General features: G+C 67.3%; 17 protein-coding genes. 8 read left to right on the plus strand and 9 right to left on the minus strand.

Features of this window, described 5'->3' with window-relative positions:
* Nucleotides 1-17: 17 nt before the first annotated feature.
* The 5 genes from NE2_RS22455 to NE2_RS22475 all read right to left on the minus strand — a co-directional run bounded on the left by NE2_RS22455 (nt 18) and on the right by NE2_RS22475 (nt 4,038).
* A complete protein-coding gene (locus tag NE2_RS22455) occupies nt 18-410 on the minus strand; it encodes an ectoine synthase (protein ID WP_063029115.1) in 393 nt (130 codons plus the stop codon).
* 2 nt (nt 411-412) lie between these two features.
* Nucleotides 413-1,675 carry a diaminobutyrate--2-oxoglutarate transaminase gene (gene ectB, locus NE2_RS22460; RefSeq protein WP_063029117.1) on the minus strand — a complete coding sequence of 421 codons (1,263 nt, stop codon included), beginning with the start codon at nt 1,673-1,675 and terminating at the stop codon, nt 413-415.
* Nucleotides 1,676-1,687: 12 nt separating this feature from the next.
* Nucleotides 1,688-2,137: a diaminobutyrate acetyltransferase gene (ectA, locus tag NE2_RS22465; RefSeq protein ID WP_063065010.1), complete on the minus strand. Its 450-nt coding sequence runs from the start codon at nt 2,135-2,137 to the stop codon at nt 1,688-1,690.
* A gap of 169 nt (nt 2,138-2,306) precedes the next feature.
* Nucleotides 2,307-3,287 (minus strand): HAMP domain-containing sensor histidine kinase, encoded by a 981-nt coding sequence (locus NE2_RS22470; protein ID WP_233429855.1) that lies wholly within the window; start codon nt 3,285-3,287, stop codon nt 2,307-2,309.
* Between the two features lie 40 nt (nt 3,288-3,327).
* A complete protein-coding gene (locus NE2_RS22475) occupies nt 3,328-4,038 on the minus strand; it encodes a response regulator transcription factor (protein ID WP_030513041.1) in 711 nt (236 codons plus the stop codon).
* 356 nt (nt 4,039-4,394) lie between these two features.
* Here NE2_RS22475 and NE2_RS22480 point away from each other — a divergent pair, with 356 nt between their 5' ends.
* Nucleotides 4,395-5,627, plus strand: coding sequence for a L,D-transpeptidase (locus NE2_RS22480; protein WP_063029121.1), 1,233 nt, complete (start codon nt 4,395-4,397; stop codon nt 5,625-5,627).
* 50 nt (nt 5,628-5,677) lie between these two features.
* Here the strand turns inward: NE2_RS22480 and NE2_RS22485 are convergent, their stop codons facing one another.
* Genes NE2_RS22485 through kdpF form a run of 4 tightly spaced genes read right to left on the minus strand, consistent with a single transcriptional unit; the run spans nt 5,678 to nt 10,515 of the window.
* Nucleotides 5,678-6,586 (minus strand): potassium-transporting ATPase subunit C, encoded by a 909-nt coding sequence (locus NE2_RS22485; protein WP_063029172.1) that lies wholly within the window; start codon nt 6,584-6,586, stop codon nt 5,678-5,680.
* Nucleotides 6,587-6,602: 16 nt separating this feature from the next.
* Nucleotides 6,603-8,756 (minus strand): potassium-transporting ATPase subunit KdpB, encoded by a 2,154-nt coding sequence (gene kdpB, locus NE2_RS22490; protein ID WP_063029123.1) that lies wholly within the window; start codon nt 8,754-8,756, stop codon nt 6,603-6,605.
* Nucleotide 8,757: 1 nt separating this feature from the next.
* A complete protein-coding gene (gene kdpA, locus NE2_RS22495) occupies nt 8,758-10,428 on the minus strand; it encodes a potassium-transporting ATPase subunit KdpA (protein ID WP_063029125.1) in 1,671 nt (556 codons plus the stop codon).
* The gene (gene kdpF / locus NE2_RS37235) at nt 10,429-10,515 is read right to left on the minus strand and encodes a K(+)-transporting ATPase subunit F (RefSeq protein ID WP_104363013.1); all 87 of its coding nucleotides are present in this window, start codon (nt 10,513-10,515) and stop codon (nt 10,429-10,431) included.
* Nucleotides 10,516-10,889: 374 nt separating this feature from the next.
* On the opposite strand from kdpF, the gene NE2_RS35870 reads away from it, so the two are divergent.
* From NE2_RS35870 to NE2_RS22530, 7 genes are all read left to right on the plus strand, one after another.
* Complete coding sequence (locus tag NE2_RS35870; protein WP_156055458.1) at nt 10,890-11,036, plus strand: hypothetical protein; 147 nt, start codon at nt 10,890-10,892, stop codon at nt 11,034-11,036.
* A complete protein-coding gene (locus NE2_RS22505; RefSeq protein WP_063029127.1) occupies nt 11,033-13,555 on the plus strand; it encodes a DUF4118 domain-containing protein in 2,523 nt (840 codons plus the stop codon). Before NE2_RS35870 ends, NE2_RS22505 begins: the two co-directional genes overlap by 4 nt.
* 138 nt (nt 13,556-13,693) lie before the next feature.
* On the plus strand, nt 13,694-14,401 hold the full coding sequence (locus NE2_RS22510) for a response regulator (protein WP_063018042.1): 708 nt from the start codon (nt 13,694-13,696) through the stop codon (nt 14,399-14,401).
* Nucleotides 14,402-14,518: 117 nt separating this feature from the next.
* A complete protein-coding gene (locus NE2_RS22515) occupies nt 14,519-15,034 on the plus strand; it encodes an OsmC family protein (protein ID WP_084494250.1) in 516 nt (171 codons plus the stop codon).
* Complete coding sequence (locus NE2_RS22520; protein WP_030513032.1) at nt 15,031-15,312, plus strand: acylphosphatase; 282 nt, start codon at nt 15,031-15,033, stop codon at nt 15,310-15,312. The genes NE2_RS22515 and NE2_RS22520 overlap by 4 nt, the downstream gene beginning before the upstream one ends.
* A gap of 24 nt (nt 15,313-15,336) precedes the next feature.
* Nucleotides 15,337-16,329, plus strand: coding sequence for a hypothetical protein (locus NE2_RS37240; protein ID WP_228817825.1), 993 nt, complete (start codon nt 15,337-15,339; stop codon nt 16,327-16,329).
* Nucleotides 16,330-17,496 carry a glutathionylspermidine synthase family protein gene (locus NE2_RS22530; RefSeq protein ID WP_063029129.1) on the plus strand — a complete coding sequence of 389 codons (1,167 nt, stop codon included), beginning with the start codon at nt 16,330-16,332 and terminating at the stop codon, nt 17,494-17,496.
* Nucleotides 17,497-17,500: the final 4 nt, after the last annotated feature.

The following is a 17,500-nucleotide window of genomic DNA, read 5'->3' on the forward strand; positions in this document are numbered from 1 at the left end:
TCCTCCTCACTACATCACTACTCGCCTACGGCCACCAACGGGTAGACACCGTTCTCGTCGTGAACTTCCTTGCCCGTGACCGGCGGATTGAACACACACAGCATCCGCATCAGCGTGCGGGTCTCGACCCGATGCCGCTCGTGCCCGTTGAGCAGGTACATCGTTCCCGGCGCCAGGTCGTAGGTGACGTCGTTGGTCAGATCCGTGAGCGTGCCCTCGCCCTCCACCAGCCACACCGCTTCGACGTGGTTCTGGTAGTGGAACTCGTGCACGGTGTTCGGCTGAATCGTCGTCTCGTGGAAGGAGAAACCCACCCCGTCGCCGCCGAGAACGATCCGCTTGCTGCGCCAGTCCTCGGCCGCGACGTCGCGGTCGGTTCCGGTGATCTCGGCAGTGGTACGCACGATCATGGTCAGTTGCCTCCTCGGGCCATGTCGACCGCCCGGTCCAGGATGCCCAGGCCATGGTCGAGTTCGTCGTCGGTAATGGTCAGCGGCGGCAGCAGCTTGACCACCTGGTCTTCGGCGCCGGAGGTCTCCACCAGCAGGCCCTTCTCGAAGGCGATGCTGCTGACCTTGCCCGCCTCCGAGGCGTCGTCGAACACCAGTCCCTGCACCAGCCCGCGTCCGCGGGTCGAGACACCTTCGAAGTTCTCCGAGAGCGCCTCGAACGACTTTCGGATCTTCTCGCCCTTGGCGGCGGTGGAGGCCTCGAGACGGTCGTCGGTCCAGTAGTGCTCGAGCGCCACGCGGGCGGTCACGAACGCCGGGTTGTTGCCGCGGAAGGTGCCGTTGTGCTCACCGGGCGCCCACTGGTCCAGCTCGCGCTTCATCAGCACCAGCGCCAGCGGCAGGCCGTAGCCGCCGATCGACTTCGACAGCGTGACGATGTCCGGGGTGATGCCGGCGATCTCGAAGGAGAAGAACGGACCGGTCCGGCCGCAGCCCATCTGCACGTCGTCGACGATGAGCAGAATTCCGCGCGCGGCGCACAGCTCCGACAGGTGCCGAAGCCACTGCGCCCGAGCGACGTTCACGCCGCCCTCGCCCTGCACGGTTTCCACGATCACCGCCGCGGGCTTGTCCACACCGGAGGAATTGTCATCGAGGACCCGCTCCATCCATGCCAGATCGTCGGTGCCGTCCAGATACCCGTCGTAGGGCATCGGATTCACGTGATTCAACGGTACTCCGGCGCCCGCGCGCTTGGTCGCGTTACCGGTCACCGAGAGCGCACCGAGGGTCATGCCGTGGAATGCGTTGGTGAAATTCAGAATCGACGTGCGGCCGGTCACCTTACGGGCCAGTTTCAGCGCCGATTCCACCGCGTTCGCACCGGTGGGACCGGGGAACTGGACCTTGTAATCGAGGCCGCGCGGATCCAGCAGAACCTTGTTGATCGTCTCCAGCAATTCACGCTTCGCGACGGTCGACATATCGAGCCCGTGCGTAATTCCGTCACGGGCGATGTAATCGATCAACGCTTCTTTGAGAACGGGATTGTTGTGCCCGTAGTTGAGCGCTCCGGCGCCCGCGAAGAAATCGAGGTAATCACGTCCGCTACCGTCGCGCAGCCAGGCGCCGGAGGCGGTGTCGAACAGCGTGGGCCAGGAACGGCAATATCCACGGACATTCGATTCGAGCGATTCGAAAACGGTCATCTCAGCGGTGGTCATCGATGATCCTTCCTATCGTTTTGCGTCACCCTGCAGTGGCGCGATCCGGTACAGGTCCTCCGATTCGTGCCCGTCCGGAAAATCTTCTGGCTCGAACAACGTCTCCCGCGTCATTTCCGCGTCACGGCGCCGGGCCAGTGACGCGAACATTGCCAGCGAGGCTTCGTTGTCCGGCGAAACGGTTGTCTCCAACTTCGAAACACCTTGGTCGGCAACGTCTTCGACGAGCCGATCCAGCATTGCTACGCCCACTCCGCGGCCGCGGAAGGCGTGATCGACGGCTACCTGCCAGATGAACAGTGTGTCCGGCGATTCCGGGCGCAGATATCCGGTGACGAATCCTGCTATCTCCGAGTCGATTTCGGCCACGACGGTGGTCGAGGCGAAGTCACGACTCCAGAGCAGATACGCGTAACTCGAATTGGCGTCGAGCACTTGGGAATCCACTGCGATTCGCCACATCCGCGCTCCGTCGTCCACCCGCGGCCGACGAATCAGCGTCTGGGTCGAAACGTTCCGACGGCCGTTCCGCTCGTCGGTTGCCGGAGAACTGAATGACATACTCCGCGTTCGGGTCTGCATCACCTCTTCAGAATTGCCCGCGAACGTTGAGGTCTATCGTGCGACTACTTTACGGTTGTGTTACAGAAGTATGATCGGTGAATTTCGTCACGGTGGGCAACCACACCATGAATCGCGCCCCGCCGCCGGGACGGTCGTCACATTTCACGCGGCCGCCGTGGGCGGCCACCGTTTCGGCCACCAAAGCCAATCCGATGCCGGTGCCCGACCGTTTCCCGCGGCGGACGGTCACGAATCTTTCGAAGATGCGTTGCCGATCCTGTGGGGCGACTCCCGGACCGGCGTCGTCGACCGTGATCACCATTTCGTCACCGGCGCGCGCGACGCCCACCGCGATCACTCCGCCACCGTGCCGCTGCGCATTCTCGAGCAAATTCACCAGGGCACGCTCGAGTTCGAGCTTTCGCCCGGTCACGATTCCGTCGTCGGCGACGGTCAGCAGTTCCGGTGAATAATGCATTTCCGCGAGGGTGTGAGTGAGCAGTTCGCGCACCGACAGCGGTTCGGCGTCGGCGCCGTGCATCCGCGCCTCGGCCCGGGCCAGCGCCAGCAGATCGTCGAGCAGTCTGCGCAGATGGTCGAGTTCGGCGCGGACCAGCTCCAGCGCCCGCCGCGACCGTTCCGGCAGTTGATCCTCGTAGCGCGACATCACTCCGACGCTGGTGGTGAGCGTGGTCAGCGGGGTGCGGAGTTCGTGGCTCACGTCACCGACCAGCCGGCGCTCGCGATCGATGCGGTTCTGCAGCGAGTCGACCATGGTGTTGAACGCGTCCACGGTCGGGGCGAGATCGGGATCGTCGGTATCGGGCAACCGGGTGCCGAGCTCACCGGAGGCGATCTTGGCCGCGGTGCCGGTGACCTGGCGCAACGGTTCCAGCAAACGGTGCGACAGCCAGATTCCGAAGATCGCGCCGATCACGGTGCCGCCGAGCGCGCAGGCCAGTGCGGTGCCCCATCCGCCATCGATCCTCGCGATCAGCACCGCCAGCAATGCCGAGACCAGGCCCGTGACGGTGAAAGCGACGATCACGCGACCGCGCAGAATCTGGCGGCGGGGCAGGCGCGGAAATCTAGCGCTGCACATCGAGGCGGTAGCCGAGCCCGCGCACGGTTACCACGATCGCCGGCTCCGACGGGTCGCGCTCGATCTTGGTCCGCAGCCGCCGGACGTGCACGTCCACGATCCGCTCGTCACCGAAGAACCCACGGTCCCAGACCCTTTCGAGCAGGACGCTGCGCGACAGCACCCGCCCGGGAGTCTCGGCCAGTTCGCACAGCAGCCGGAATTCGGTGAGGGTGAGGTGCAACTCCTCGTCGCCGCGGTGCACGGTGCCGCCGTCGGCCGAAAGTACCAGCGGCGCTTCGGGATAGGCGTCGAGCACGACCTCCTGCGGGGCCGGCGGCTCCACGGTTTGCTGGGCGCGGCGACGCAGCGCCCGCATCCGGGCGGTGATCTCCTTGATCTCGAACGGCTTGGTGACGAAATCGTCGGCGCCGGCCTCCAGGGCGGCCACCACGTCGTGAGTGTCGTCACGCGCGCTGACCACGATGATCGGCACGTCGTGATCGCGACGAATCTCACGAATACAGGTGAATCCGTCCATCTCCCCCAGCATCAGATCCACGATCATCACATCCGGTGCGCCGTTGTCACGCAGATGTTCGAGCGCATCCTCGGCCTCCTCGGCCTCGGCGACGTCGTAGCCCTCGTCCTCCATGGCCAGCCGCAGCGCACTGCGGACCCGGTCGTCGTCCTCTACGATCATCAAATTTGCACTCATCGTCACACCTCGTCCAGCTGCGCGTCATCGGAGCGTGGTTCCCCGACCCGTCCGTTCCTCAGCAGTGCGAGCGGCCGCGCAGCCTGTGGTCTCGCACCGTTCTCTCATAACCACACATCCCTCACAGACATCGGTGGCGGACCACACGACGCCGGGCACGCCGGTCGATCGGTCACTGAGCGCCCACTGGGCACACAACAGTAACTGGAGTACCCGGCGCGACGATGCGTAAACACGGGGCAACACCACCGAGGTGCAAGCACCTGAAAAAGCCCCGTAAACTACGTACCGAGACAGTAAGGCGATTGGTGCGCTGCGGGGGCTTGCCCAGGCGCACGGCTAACGCAGGAGACACCATGTCCACTCGCCGCTGCCGATTCAGTGTTGCGCTCGGGGTTATCGCCCTGGTGACGACGCTGATGGCCGCGTGCTCGTCATCCCCGGATCCCGCGTCGAATCCGACGCGGGGCACCGCGGGGCCCGCCGCGCCGGCCATTGCGATGGTCCCGGCCACGGGTAGTGCCGACGTCGATCCGCTCGGCACCATCGAGGTGAGCGCAACCGACGGCATCCTCACGGATGTGACGTTGACCAACGAAGAAGGCAAACAGGTCGACGGCACGCTCAATCCGGAGCGGACCGCGTGGAAACCGAAGGTTCCGCTCGGTTACGGGCACAACTACACCATGAGCGCCAAGGGCATCACCGTCACCGGACCCAGCGGTCCGATGACGTCGTCGTTCACCACGCTCACTCCCAGCAACCAGGTCAAGGCGTATCTGACCACCACCGGCGGGCAGCCGCTGGCCGAGGGCGGAACCTACGGTGTGGGCACGGTCATCGTCGCCCACTTCGACGAGGCGGTCGGTGACCGCGCGGCGGCCGAGAAGCGGCTCTCGGTCACGACCGAACCGCAGGTCCAGGGTTCGTGGTACTGGCTCGACGACAAGAACGCGCACTGGCGCCCGCAGCAGTACTGGCAGCCCGGCACCAAGGTCACGGTCGCGGCGAACATCTTCGGCGCGCAGCTGGGTCCCGGCCTGTTCGGCCAGGAGGACTCCAAGACCAGCTTCACCATCGGCGACTCGCACGTCTCCATCGCCGACGACAACACCCACGAAGTGCAGGTGTTCGAGAACGGCAAACTGATCCGCACCATGCCCACCTCGATGGGCCGCGGCGGCAGCGAGCAGGTCGGCGGCAAGACGATCTACTTCAACACCCCTGCGGGCATCTACACCGTGATGGGCAAGGGCAATCCGGTCATCATGGATTCCTCCAGCTACGGCCTGCCGGTCAACTCGCGCCTGGGCTACAAGGAGGCGATCGGCTGGGCCACCCAGATCAGTGGCGACGGGATCTACCTGCACCAGCTCGACTCCACGGTGTGGGCGCAGGGCAATACCGACACCTCGCACGGCTGTCTGAACCTGAACCTGGACAACGCTCGCTGGTTCTACAACTTCGCGGTTCCGGGTGATGTGGTTGAGGTCCGCAACACCAGCGGCCCGCCGCTGCCGTCGTGGAACAACGGCGACTGGATCGTGCCGTGGGATCAGTGGGTGGCCGGCAGCGCGCTGCACTCCTGATCGCACCGGCACCGATCGCCACGGCACGTCGTGTTCGCGGGCACCGAGCCTCAGCGCCGCACCGGGTAGCGCTGGTCCAGCTCGAGATTCAGGCCGAGAACGTCGACCCTGGGCTCTCCCAGGAAGCCCAGGTCCCGACCGTCGGTATGTGCCGCCACCACAGCGGCGACCTGTTCGGCCGTGATACCCCGGGCGGCCGCCACCCGCGCGCTCTGGATCTGCGCGTAGCGCGGTGAGATGTGCGGATCCAGTCCGGACGCCGACGCGGTGACCGCGTCGGAGGGCACCGGGGTATCGGCCGGCGCGTCACCGCGGACGGGGACGATCAGCCCGGCCGAATAGTCCGTTCCGGGCTGGGCACAGTCCACCCGGACCCCGCGGTAGGCGTCCTGGAACGGCGTCGCCGGGCACGCCTCGTTCACGCTGACGACCTTCGTGGGGGCGGTGACCTGCCCGTGGCTGTCGCGGGGGCCGAAGACCGCCAGCACCGCACCGACCCCGCCGGGTGTGCAGAACGGTCGCGCCCCGGAGACGCCCTCGCGCTCGCCGATCTGTTTGCTGCGCGTGCAGACCGTGGTCAGCAAACCGGTCTTCGTCTGCGACGGGTCGGCGGCCATGGTGTCGACGACGTCCTCGGGACCTTTGTTGCCGAAGCCGGTGTTGGTGGGGTCGTAGCCGTCGGGGCGGCTGCCGTCGGCCGGGGCGGAATTCGACGGGCGGGTCTGGAAGTACTGCGGCAGCGCCGTCCCGCTGCCGTCGGTGAAGGCCTGACCGATGAGGCTGCTGCCCACCAGCTTCCCGTCGCGGTGGACGAGCGAACCCTCGGCCCGGTTGTGCAGGCCCGGCAACTGCGCGACCGCGAAAACGGCCAGCGGATAGGCGATTCCGGTGATCACCGTCAGCACGAGCAGTGCCCGCACGGCGGCCAGATGCTGGCGGAACCAGGTGGTGTATCGCATCGAGAACGAAGGCATATCAGGACATCCCAGGCAGGAATCGGACGACAAGGTCGATGAGTTTGATGCCGATGAACGGGGCGACGATGCCGCCCGCCCCGTAGATGGCGAGATTGCGGCTGAGCAGTTTCGACGCACTCGAGGGGCGATAGTCGACGCCGCGCAGAGCCAGTGGGATCAGCGCCACGATGACGATCGCGTTGAAGATCACCGCGGACAGGATCGCCGACTGCGGACTGTGCAACCGCATCACGTTGAGCACGTCCAGGCCGGGGAACAACGCCACGAACAGCGCGGGAATGATCGCGAAGTACTTCGCGATGTCGTTGGCGATGGAGAAGGTCGTCAGCGCGCCCCGGGTGATCAGCAACTGTTTGCCGATCTCGACGATCTCGATCAACTTGGTCGGATCCGAATCCAGATCGACCATGTTGCCAGCTTCCTTGGCCGCCGACGTTCCGGTGTTCATCGCGACGCCGACATCGGCCTGCGCCAGCGCCGGAGCGTCGTTGGTGCCGTCGCCGGTCATGGCGACCAGGCGCCCGCCGGCCTGTTCGCTCTTGATCAGCGCCAGCTTGTCCTCGGGAGTGGCCTCGGCCAGGAAGTCGTCGACTCCGGCCTCGTCCGCGATCGCCTTGGCGGTCAGCGGGTTGTCGCCGGTGATCATCACGGTGCGAATCCCCATGCGGCGCATCTCGTCGAAGCGCTCCCGCATGCCCTGTTTCACCACATCCTTCAGATGGACCACACCCAGCAGCCGGGCTTTCCCGTCGAGCAGTTCGCCGACCACCAGCGGAGTGCCGCCGGAGGCGGAGATGCCGTCCACAGTCCGCCCGACGTCCTCCGGCACCGAACCACCATGGACCCGAACCCATTCCGTGACCGCACTCGCGGCGCCCTTGCGCAACTGATGCCCGTCCCGCAGATCCACGCCCGACATCCGGGTCTGGGCGGTGAACTCCACCCAGTTCGCGCCCGCGAGCTCACCAGGGGTGCGTTCGCGTTTGCCGTACGCGGATTTCGCGTACACCACGATCGAGCGGCCCTCGGGTGTTTCGTCGGCGAGGCTGGAAAGCTGTGCGGCGTCGGCCATCTCGTCCTCGGTGACGCCCGGCATGGCGACGAAGCTCGACGCCTGCCGGTTGCCGAGGGTGATGGTGCCGGTCTTGTCGAGCAGCAGCGTGTTCACATCGCCGGCGGCCTCGACCGCGCGACCCGACATCGCCAGCACATTGCGCTGGACGAGGCGGTCCATGCCCGCGATGCCGATCGCCGACAGCAATGCGCCGATCGTCGTGGGAATCAGGCAGACCAGCAGCGACACCATGACGATGCCGGTGATGCCGTGCGCGTTCAGCGCCGCGCTGTCGCCGACCCCCGGATTGTTCACCTTGGAGAAGATCGCCGGCGGCTGCAACGTCACGACCGCGAACACGAAGATGATCGTCAACGCGGCCAGCAGGATGTTCAGCGCGATCTCGTTGGGTGTCTTCTGCCGGCTGGCGCCCTCGACCAGCGCGATCATCTTGTCGATGAAACTGCCGCCCGGCTCCTGGGTGATCTCGACGACGATCCGGTCCGAGAGCACGGTGGTGCCGCCGGTGACCGCGGACCGGTCGCCACCGGATTCGCGGATCACCGGCGCCGATTCCCCGGTGATCGCCGATTCGTCGACCGAGGCGATGCCCTCGACGACGTCGCCGTCACCCGGGACCACCTGCCCGGCCTCGACCACCACATAGTCGCCGCGCCGCAGTTCGGGTGCGGGGACCCGTTCCTCGACCGGCGCCTCGGCGCCCGGTTGCCAGTTCACCAACCGCCGGGCGACGGTGTCGGTCTTGGCTTTTCGCAGCGTATCGGCCTGCGCCTTACCGCGGCCCTCGGCGACGGCCTCGGCCAGGTTGGCGAAGATCACCGTCAGCCACAGCCAGATCACGATCGCCCACGCGAAGAGCGTGGGATGGGCAACGGCGAGGATCGTGGACCACAGGGCGCCGATCTCCACGATCAGCATCACCGGATTGCGCCACAGCGTGCGCGGATCCAGTTTGCGCAGGGCCTCGGGCAGCGACCGCGCCAGCAGCGCCGGATCGAACATGCCCCGGGACTTCCGGCGCGAGGAAGGTTCGGCACCGCGCGCGGCGGCCACGGAATCGGTTGTCGGAGCGGTCATGTCAGTGGATTCCTTCGGCGAGCGGCCCGAGCGCCAGCATGGGCAGGAAGGTCAGGGCGACCAGGATCAGCGTCACGCCGGCGACCATGCCGACGAACTGCGGCCGGTGCGTCGGCAATGTGCCGATCGATTCGGGCGTATGCCCCTGGCCGGCCAGCGATCCGGCCAGCGCGAGCACCAGGATGATGGGAACGAATCGGCCGAACACCATCGCCAGGCCGAGGGCGGTATTCCACCAGACGGTGTTGCCGCTGAGCCCGGCGAACGCCGAGCCGTTGTTGTTGGCGGCCGAGGTGAAGGCGTAGAGCACCTCCGACAGACCGTGCGGACCGGAATTCGCCATGGCCGCGCGCTCGCCCGGCAACGCCATCGCGATCGCGGTGCCCACCAGCACGATCAGCGGACTGACCAGGAAATACGATGCGGCGAACTTGATTTCGCGCGGGGTGATCTTCTTGCCGAGATATTCCGGTGTGCGCCCGACCATCAACCCGGCGACGAATACGGTGATCACCGCCAGGATCAGCATCCCGTACAGACCCGATCCGACACCGCCGGGCGCGACCTCGCCCAGCTGCATGTTCACCATGGTCATCATGCCGCCGAGGCTGGTGTAGGAATCGTGGGCGGAGTCGACGGCACCGGTGGAGGTCAGCGTCGTGGACGTGGCGAAGGTCGCGGAATCCGCTACGCCGAACCGTGTTTCGACGCCCTCGAGCGCCGAGCCGACCGCCGTCGGCACGGTGCCGTGATGGCGCAGCTGCAGGAAGTTGGTCAGCGTCACGCTGATCAGCGCGAGCACGCCCATCACCGACGCGATCGCGAAACCCTGCTTGGTGCTGCCCACCATGCGGCCGAAGGTCCGCGGCAGCGAGAAGGCGATCAGCAGGATCAGGAAGATCTCGACCCAGTTGGTCCAGGCCGTCGGATTTTCGAACGGGTGCGCGGAGTTGACGTTGAAGAAGCCGCCACCGTTGGTGCCCAGCTCCTTGATGCTTTCCTGCGAGGCGACCGGCCCGCCCGGAATCGTCTGCGTCGCACCGGTGATCGTCTGCGCGACCTGATCGTGCAGGTGGAAGTTCTGGATCGCACCACCGGCGACCAGCACGATCGCGAACACGAACGCGATGGGCAGCAGGATCCGGAGGGTGCCGCGCACGAGGTCGACCCAGAAGTTGCCGAGGTCGCCGGTGTGGCGGCGAGCGAACCCGCGCACCAGTGCGACCGCGACCGCCATCCCGACCGCGGCCGAGACGAAGTTCTGCACGGCCAGGCCCGCCATCTGGACCAGATGTCCCTGCGTCGACTCACCGGCGTAGTTCTGCCAGTTGGTGTTGGTCACGAAGCTGATCGCGGTATTCCACGCCAGCGCCGCGGTCATCTCGGTCCCGGGCTCGTGCAGATGCAACGGCAGGTGGCCCTGAATCAGCTGCAGGAAGAACAGCGCCAGGACGCTCACCGCGGAGAAGGCCAGCACGCTGCGGGCGTAGACGCCCCAGGTCTGCTCCACTCCGGGCTGGACCCCGATGGCGCGATAGAGGAGGCGTTCGGCGCGCGAGTGTTTCGTGCCCGAATACACCCGGTACATGTAGTCGCCGAGCGGGATGTGGACCGCCGCGAGCGCGATGATCAGGGTCGCCACGAAGACGACCCCGGCAGTGGTTGTGCTCACCTAGAACCTTTCCGGGAACAGCAGCGCCGCGATCATGTAGACGGCGACGCCGAGCGCCAGGATCAGACCGACGATGTTCTCGATCACAGCCGTTCCACCCCCCGTTGGAGCAGGCCGAGCAGGGCGAAGATCGCCACGGTCACGACGGTGAACACCGCGACAGACATAAGTGCAAACCTCTCTGTTGACGGCATCCGGAGCGGATGCGCCGCCAGAGAGTCAAGCGTCTCGAACGGTCCGTTTTCGACGGCCTTGACGGCTTCTTAGCGGCGCGGACGACGGCTTTGACGAGGTGCTTACGTCCCTCCAGCGTCCGCGAACGCGCCGTCAAAGTCAGCACCGGCCCCGTCAAGAAAGCGTCAAGATCGGCGAACGATCACCCGCGCAGGTGCACAGTGTGTTGTCCGGTTCGCCCAGTCGACCGGCACATCGGCAATCATCGGGGTCGTGAGGAGAAGACAGTGCCGGATTTCGCGGTCGCGGCGATGGTGATCATCGTCTTCGTCAGCTGCGCGCTGGGTCTGCGCGTGGCCGGCGGGCGCACCACCCGGGTCGTCCGGGTTTCGCGCCGTCCACGTCGTCCGAATCGCGCGATGATGGACCTGTGAAGCGCGGACAACTACGCATCTACCTCGGGGCCGCGCCCGGCGTGGGAAAGACCTACGCGATGCTCGGCGAGGCGCATCGGCGGATAAGCCGTGGCCGCGACGTGGTCGCCGCGGTGGTGGAGACTCACGGCCGCAGCAAGACCGCGGAACTGCTCGAGGGCATCGAGCGGATACCGCCGGCGATGCGCACCTACCGCGGCACGACCCTGCCCGAGCTGGATCTCGACGCGGTGCTGCGGCGGGCGCCGGCCGTGGCCCTGGTGGACGAACTCGCGCATACGAACGTGCCGGGATCGAAGAACGAGAAGCGCTGGCAGGACGTCCACGAACTGCTCGACGCCGGTATCGACGTCATCTCCACGGTCAACGTTCAGCATCTGGACAGCCTCAACGACGTCGTCGAGCAGATCACCGGCGTGGTGCAACGCGAAACCGTCCCGGATTGGGTGGTACGCGGCGCCGACCAGGTCGAACTGGTCGACATCACCCCGGAGGCATTGCGGCGCAGGCTTTCCCACGGCAACGTCTACACCGCCGACAAGGTCGACGCGGCGCTGCGCAACTACTTCCGGCCCGGCAACCTCACCGCGCTGCGCGAACTGGCCCTGTTGTGGCTGGCCGATCAGGTCGACGCGGCGCTGGCCAAATACCGCGCCGACCACAAGATCACCGCGACCTGGGAGGCGCGCGAACGCGTGGTCGTCGCGGTGACCGGCGGGCCGGAATCGGAGACGATCGTGCGGCGCGCGAGCCGCATCGCCACCAAATCCAGTGCCGAGCTGATCGTCGTGCACGTGGTGCGCGGCGACGGGCTGGCCGGGGTGTCGGCGCAACGGCTGCACCGGTTGCGTGAACTCGCCGCCGGACTCGGTTCCAGCCTGCACACGGTGACCGGCGAGAACGTACCGAGCGCCCTGCTGGATTTCGCCCGGCAGGTCAACGCCACCCAGCTGGTGGTGGGCACCTCCCGGCGCTCGCGGTGGGCGCGGATTCTCGATCAGGGCATCGGCGCGACCGTGGTGCAGCGCTCGGGAACCATCGACGTCCACATGGTCACCCACGAGGAGGCGCAGCGGGGACTGCGCTGGTCTGCCCTGCTGCGGCGGCAGCGACCGACCGCGTCGTGGCTGGCCGCGCTGGTCGTGCCCACCCTGATCACCCTGGTCTGCTATCTGTGGCTGGATTCGCGACTGGATCTGGCCGGTGAGAGCGCGATGTACTTCATCGGCGTGATCGCGGTCGCGTTGCTGGGCGGTGTCGCGCCGGCCGCGCTGTCGGCGGTGCTGGGCGGGTTGCTGCTGAATTGGTTCTTCACCACCCCACGCCACAGCCTCACCATCGCCGAGCCCAACAATTTCCTCACCATCGTCGTGATGGCGGGGGTCGCCGTGGCGGTCGCGGCGCTGGTCGACATCTCGGCGAATCGCACCCGCGAGGCACGCACGGCCTCGCGCGAAGCCGAGTTGCTGACCCTGTTCGCCGGCGCGATCCTGCACGGCGCCGACCTGCCCGATCTGCTCGAACGCGCCCGCGAGATCTACCGTCAGCGGGCGGTGAGTTTCGTCAGCGATGCCGAGGTGATCGCCTGCGTCGGTCACGATCCGGCGCGCACCCCCGGCGCCGCCGATACCGCGATCGGAGCCGGCGACGAGGAGCACTGGCTGCTGCTCAGCGGGCGCGCGCTGACGCCCGGGGACCGCCGGGTGCTCGCCGCGGTGGCCGGGCAGGCGGCCGGGCTGGTGCGCCAGCGCGAACTCGCCGACCAGGCCCAGGCGGCCGCCGGTGTGATGGCGGCCGACCGGCTGCGCCGCGCGCTGCTGTCGGCGGTCAGCCACGACCTGCGCACGCCGCTGGCCGCGGCGAAGGCGGCGGTATCGAGTCTGCGCAGCGAGGACGTGCAGTTCTCTCCCGCCGATACCGCCGAATTGCTGGAAACCATCGAGGAATCCACCGATCAGCTCACCGCGCTCGTCGGCAATCTGCTCGACTCCTCGCGGCTCGCGGCCGGCGCCGTGGAACCCAACCTCAAACAGGTCTACCTGGAGGAGGTGGTCAACCGCGCGGTCGTCGGCGTCGGGATGGGGACCCGCGGTGTGCGGCAGGCGGCGATGGACCGGGTGAAGGTCGAGGTCGGCGAGGTATCGGTCTATGCCGACAGCGGCCTGCTGGAACGGGTGCTGGCCAATCTGATCGACAACGCTCTGCGCTACTCGGCGCCGGCCGGAACGGCGGTCCCCGACACACCGGTGCGGGTTGGCGCCGAACGCGACGGCGGCCGGGTATCCATCACAGTGGTCGACTACGGTCCGGGCGTTCCTACCGGACTCGAGGACCAGATGTTCGAGCCGTTCCAGCGATTGGGCGACCGCGACAATTCGACCGGTGTGGGCCTGGGCCTGTCGGTGGTCCGCGGATTCGTCGAGGCGATGGGTGGGACCGTACACGCCGAACCGACGCCGGGAGGTGGGCTGACCATGGTGATCGAGTTGCCGGCAGAAGAGACACAGGAGGCGTCGTGAGCGACCATGCGCAACCCGCTCGCGACGCCGACCGGGTGCGGGTGTCCCGCAAGACACAGGAGGCGTCGTGAGCAACACTGCGCAGCCCGCTCGCGACGCCGACCGGGTGCGGGTGTCCCGCAAGACACAGGAGGCGTCGTGACATCGGCCGAACGACCGCCGGCCGCGACCCGCGTGCTGGTCGTCGACGACGAACCGCAGATCCTGCGCGCGCTGCGGATCAATCTGTCGGTGCGCGGCTACGAGGTGATCACCGCCGCCACCGGCGCGGCGGCGCTGCGGGCGGCCGCGGAGAAACACCCCGACGTGGTCGTGCTGGATCTCGGCCTGCCCGATATCGACGGGGTCGAGGTACTGGCCGGAATTCGCGGCTGGAGTTCGATGCCGGTGATCGTGCTGTCCGCCCGCACCGATTCCTCGGACAAGGTGCAGGCCCTCGACACCGGCGCCGACGACTACGTCACCAAACCGTTCGGCATGGACGAACTGCTGGCCCGCCTGCGGGCGGCGGTGCGGCGTTCCGCCTCGACGGCCGAGGAGTCGGCGCCCATCGTGGAAACGTCCTCGTTCACCGTCGATCTCGCGGCGAAGAAGGTCATCCGCGGCGGCCGCGACGTCCACCTCACGCCCACCGAATGGGGTGTGCTGGAAATGCTGGTGCGCAATCAGGGCAAGCTGGTGGGCCGCCGGGAACTGCTGCGCGAGGTGTGGGGCCCGACGTATGCGACCGAAACCCACTATCTCCGGGTGTATCTGGCGCAGCTGCGGCGCAAGCTCGAAGACGACCCTTCCCAGCCGAAACATCTGCTCACCGAGGCCGGTATGGGGTACCGATTCCAAGCCTGACCCGAGCCCGGCCACGCCCGGCAGAACCGGTGATATCGGACACAACGGCCTCCCCACGCCGTGGTGAGAACCGGCGTGCGGTGCGGATACGCCGGGCACGATGGCAGGATCGACGGTATGTCCGAACAGACCGCCAACTCCGCCGCACCCACCGCCGCCGCTGCGCAGCCCGCGACCGTCGCGGCCGCCCCGCAGACCAAGGCGCCGAAGCCGGTGACCGAATTGTGGGTGGAGCGGACCGGCACCCGCCGCTACACCGGGCGCAGCTCGCGCGGAGCCGAGGTACTCATCGGCTCCGACGGCGTCGAGGGCGTCTTCACCCCGGGCGAGCTGCTGAAGATCGCGCTGGCCGCCTGCACCGGGATGAGTTCGGACTTCCCGCTGTCCAACCGGCTGGGCGAGAACTACGACACCACGATCCGCGTCTCCGGCGACGCCGACCGCGAGAACGAGGTGTATCCGGAACTGAACGAGATCGTCGAACTGGACCTGTCCGAACTCGACGAGGCCGGGCGCCAGCGCCTGCTGGTCACCGTGCAGCGCGCCATCGACAAGGTGTGCACGGTGGGACGGACGCTGAAGGCGGGCACCACGGTGAATCTGACGTTCCAGATCGACAAGATCGACTCGTGAGCCCCGACCCCGTCCGGCTCAGCGCCTGGGTGCACGGCCTGGTGCAGGGCGTCGGGTTCCGCTGGTGGACGCGAGCGCGGGCGCTGGAGCTCGGTTTGGTGGGCCACGCCCGCAACACCCGGGACGGGCGCGTGCACGTGGTCGCCGAGGGCCCGCGACCGGCGTGCGAGCGTTTGCTGGCATTGTTGCGGTCGGGTGACACGCCTGGTCGAGTCGACCTGGTTGTGGAAAACTGGGGCGCCGCCCTCGGCGGAATCACAGGCTTCGAGGAACGGTAGCGGCGGGGATACAGGAGTCGATCGTTGGCAACACATGAGCCGGGCGGCGGACCCGGGGATCGGGATTCGCACGACCCCCGCGACACCCCGTCCGCGGGGGAAGACAACACCGATGGTGGCACGGAATCCGGCGAGTCGAAGGGAATCGGCGCCTCGGATCCGACGGTGCGTTTCGGCGCGCAGCCCGACGGCGAGCGCGAAACCGGCGCATCCGAGGCGGAACCGACGAGACGCCTGGGCGAACCGGACCCCACCCTCCCGAATCCGCGGACCGCGCCGACTCTCCCCGGCACGCCCATCCTGCCCGGCTTCCCCGACCCGGCCTCGACGATTCCCGGCCTGGCCACCCCCGGTGCGCCGAACCCGCTGTCGGACAACGCTTTCGGCACCGACGCCGGTGGGCCGGCCGATCCCGAGGGTGAGAATCCCGGCGCCGCGGGCGAATCCGACAGACCCCGGCGCATGCGCGGGAGTATGCAGCGGCAGGAGGCCGGCGTCACCCAGCCCCGCCCGCCGACGGTGGCCGAGGCGCGGGCGCGCGACAAGGCCCGCAAACGCGCCGAAGAGGCGGAGCGGGCCGCGGCGGAGGCCGCGGAAACCAAGCGGCGCAAGCGCAAACGGCTGCTCATCGGCGGCGTGGCGGTGGCCGGCATCGCCGCGGTGGTCGGCACCGGATATCTCGCCTACCAGGCCGCACACCGCCCCGCGAACGTGACCGCCTACTGCATCACCGACGACAACGGGCAACAGCAGGTCGTACCCGACGACGACTGTGTGCGCGCCCAGTCCTACGCGAGTACCGGCGGCTATTACGGCGGCGGCGGCCTCGGACCCGGCATCTTCCTCTACAACGGCCACCAGTACCGCTACTACTACGGCGGCAACAACACCGTCGGGCGCGCGCCCGTCGGCGGCAGCACGGTCGCGCCGAAGAAGGCCACCGTCAGCACCAAGAGCGGGACCGTCGTACGAGGCGGTCTCGGCAGTAAATCCGGTTCCACCAGTGGAGGCTCCTAGATGCGTCGGATGCGCAACCGGCAACGTACCGGCTGGCAGAAGATCATCGCCGATCAAGGGCTGGTATTCGGCTCGCCCGGCCGCGACGCGAACGGACAATCGCGCCCGTACTGGGACGAATCGGTGCACTACGAATTCGATCTCGACGAGATCCTCGCGCTCGAGGCCCAGGTCGAGGTGCTGCACTCGATGTGCCTGCACGCGGTCGAGCAGATCGTGCTCACCGAGCGCTTCGCCGATTTCGGCCTGCCCGAATGGAGTTGGGAGCCGATCAAGAAGTCGTGGCAGCGCAGCGACCCGTACGTCTACGGGCGTTTCGATCTGCGTTACGACGGCCGCGGTCCGGCGAAACTGCTGGAGTACAACGCCGATACGCCGACCTCGCTGCTGGAAGCGGCCATCGTGCAGTGGCACTGGCTCACCGACGTCTACCCCGACGACGACCAGTGGAATTCGCTGCACGAGCGTCTGGTCGAGCGTTGGGGCGAGCTGCTCGATCAGCTGCCCACCAATCAGCTGCATTTCACCTGGTCCTCGGCCGACGCCTCCGGCGAGGACAACGTGACCACCGCGTATATGCAGGAGACCGCCGCCGAGGCCGGTTTCTACACCATCGCGCTGCCGATCGAGGAGATCGGATTCGATACCGAGCTGGAGCGTTTCGTCGATCTGGCCGAGGCGCCGATCGGTTCGATCTTCAAGCTGTATCCGTGGGAGTGGGCGCTCGACGACGATTTCGGCAAGCGCGTGGTGGACTCCATCCCCGAGACCGCCTGGGTCGAACCCCTCTGGAAGACACTGCTGTCCAATAAGGCGCTGCTGGCGGTGCTGTGGGAGATGTATCCCGGGCATCCGAATCTGCTGCCGGCCTATCTCGACGATCCGCACGAGCTCACCGAGTACATCCGCAAACCGAAGCTGGGCCGCGAGGGCGCCAATATGACCATCGTCGGCGCCGGGATGGAGACCTCGACCGGCGGCGTGTACGGCGAGGAGGGGTTCGTCTACCAACTTCTCGATCCGCTACCGGATTTCGACGGCTTGCGGCCGGTCCTGGGCGCCTGGATCGTCGGCGACACCTCGGCCGGTCTCGGCATCCGCGAATCCCCCGGCCTGATCACCGACGACGGCGCCACCTTCGTTCCGCATCGCATTCCGACCAAGTAGCATT

It is taken from the genome of Nocardia elegans NBRC 108235 (genome assembly GCF_001612845.1).
Taxonomy (GTDB): domain Bacteria; phylum Actinomycetota; class Actinomycetes; order Mycobacteriales; family Mycobacteriaceae; genus Nocardia; species Nocardia nova.

Excerpts from the sequence above, each read along its gene's own strand:
- NE2_RS22485 (WP_063029172.1), bottom strand. The coding sequence starts at position 6,586 with ATGCGATACACCACCTGGTTCCGCCAGCATCTGGCCGCCGTGCGGGCA.
- NE2_RS22475 (WP_030513041.1), bottom strand. The coding sequence starts at position 4,038 with ATGAGTGCAAATTTGATGATCGTAGAGGACGACGACCGGGTCCGCAGT.
- ectA (WP_063065010.1), bottom strand. The coding sequence starts at position 2,137 with ATGTGGCGAATCGCAGTGGATTCCCAAGTGCTCGACGCCAATTCGAGT.
- NE2_RS22455 (WP_063029115.1), bottom strand. The coding sequence starts at position 410 with ATGATCGTGCGTACCACTGCCGAGATCACCGGAACCGACCGCGACGTC.
- ectB (WP_063029117.1), bottom strand. The coding sequence starts at position 1,675 with ATGACCACCGCTGAGATGACCGTTTTCGAATCGCTCGAATCGAATGTC.
- NE2_RS22480 (WP_063029121.1), top strand. The coding sequence starts at position 4,395 with ATGTCCACTCGCCGCTGCCGATTCAGTGTTGCGCTCGGGGTTATCGCC.
- NE2_RS22530 (WP_063029129.1), top strand. The coding sequence starts at position 16,330 with ATGCGTCGGATGCGCAACCGGCAACGTACCGGCTGGCAGAAGATCATC.
- kdpB (WP_063029123.1), bottom strand. The coding sequence starts at position 8,756 with ATGACCGCTCCGACAACCGATTCCGTGGCCGCCGCGCGCGGTGCCGAA.
- NE2_RS22515 (WP_084494250.1), top strand. The coding sequence starts at position 14,519 with ATGTCCGAACAGACCGCCAACTCCGCCGCACCCACCGCCGCCGCTGCG.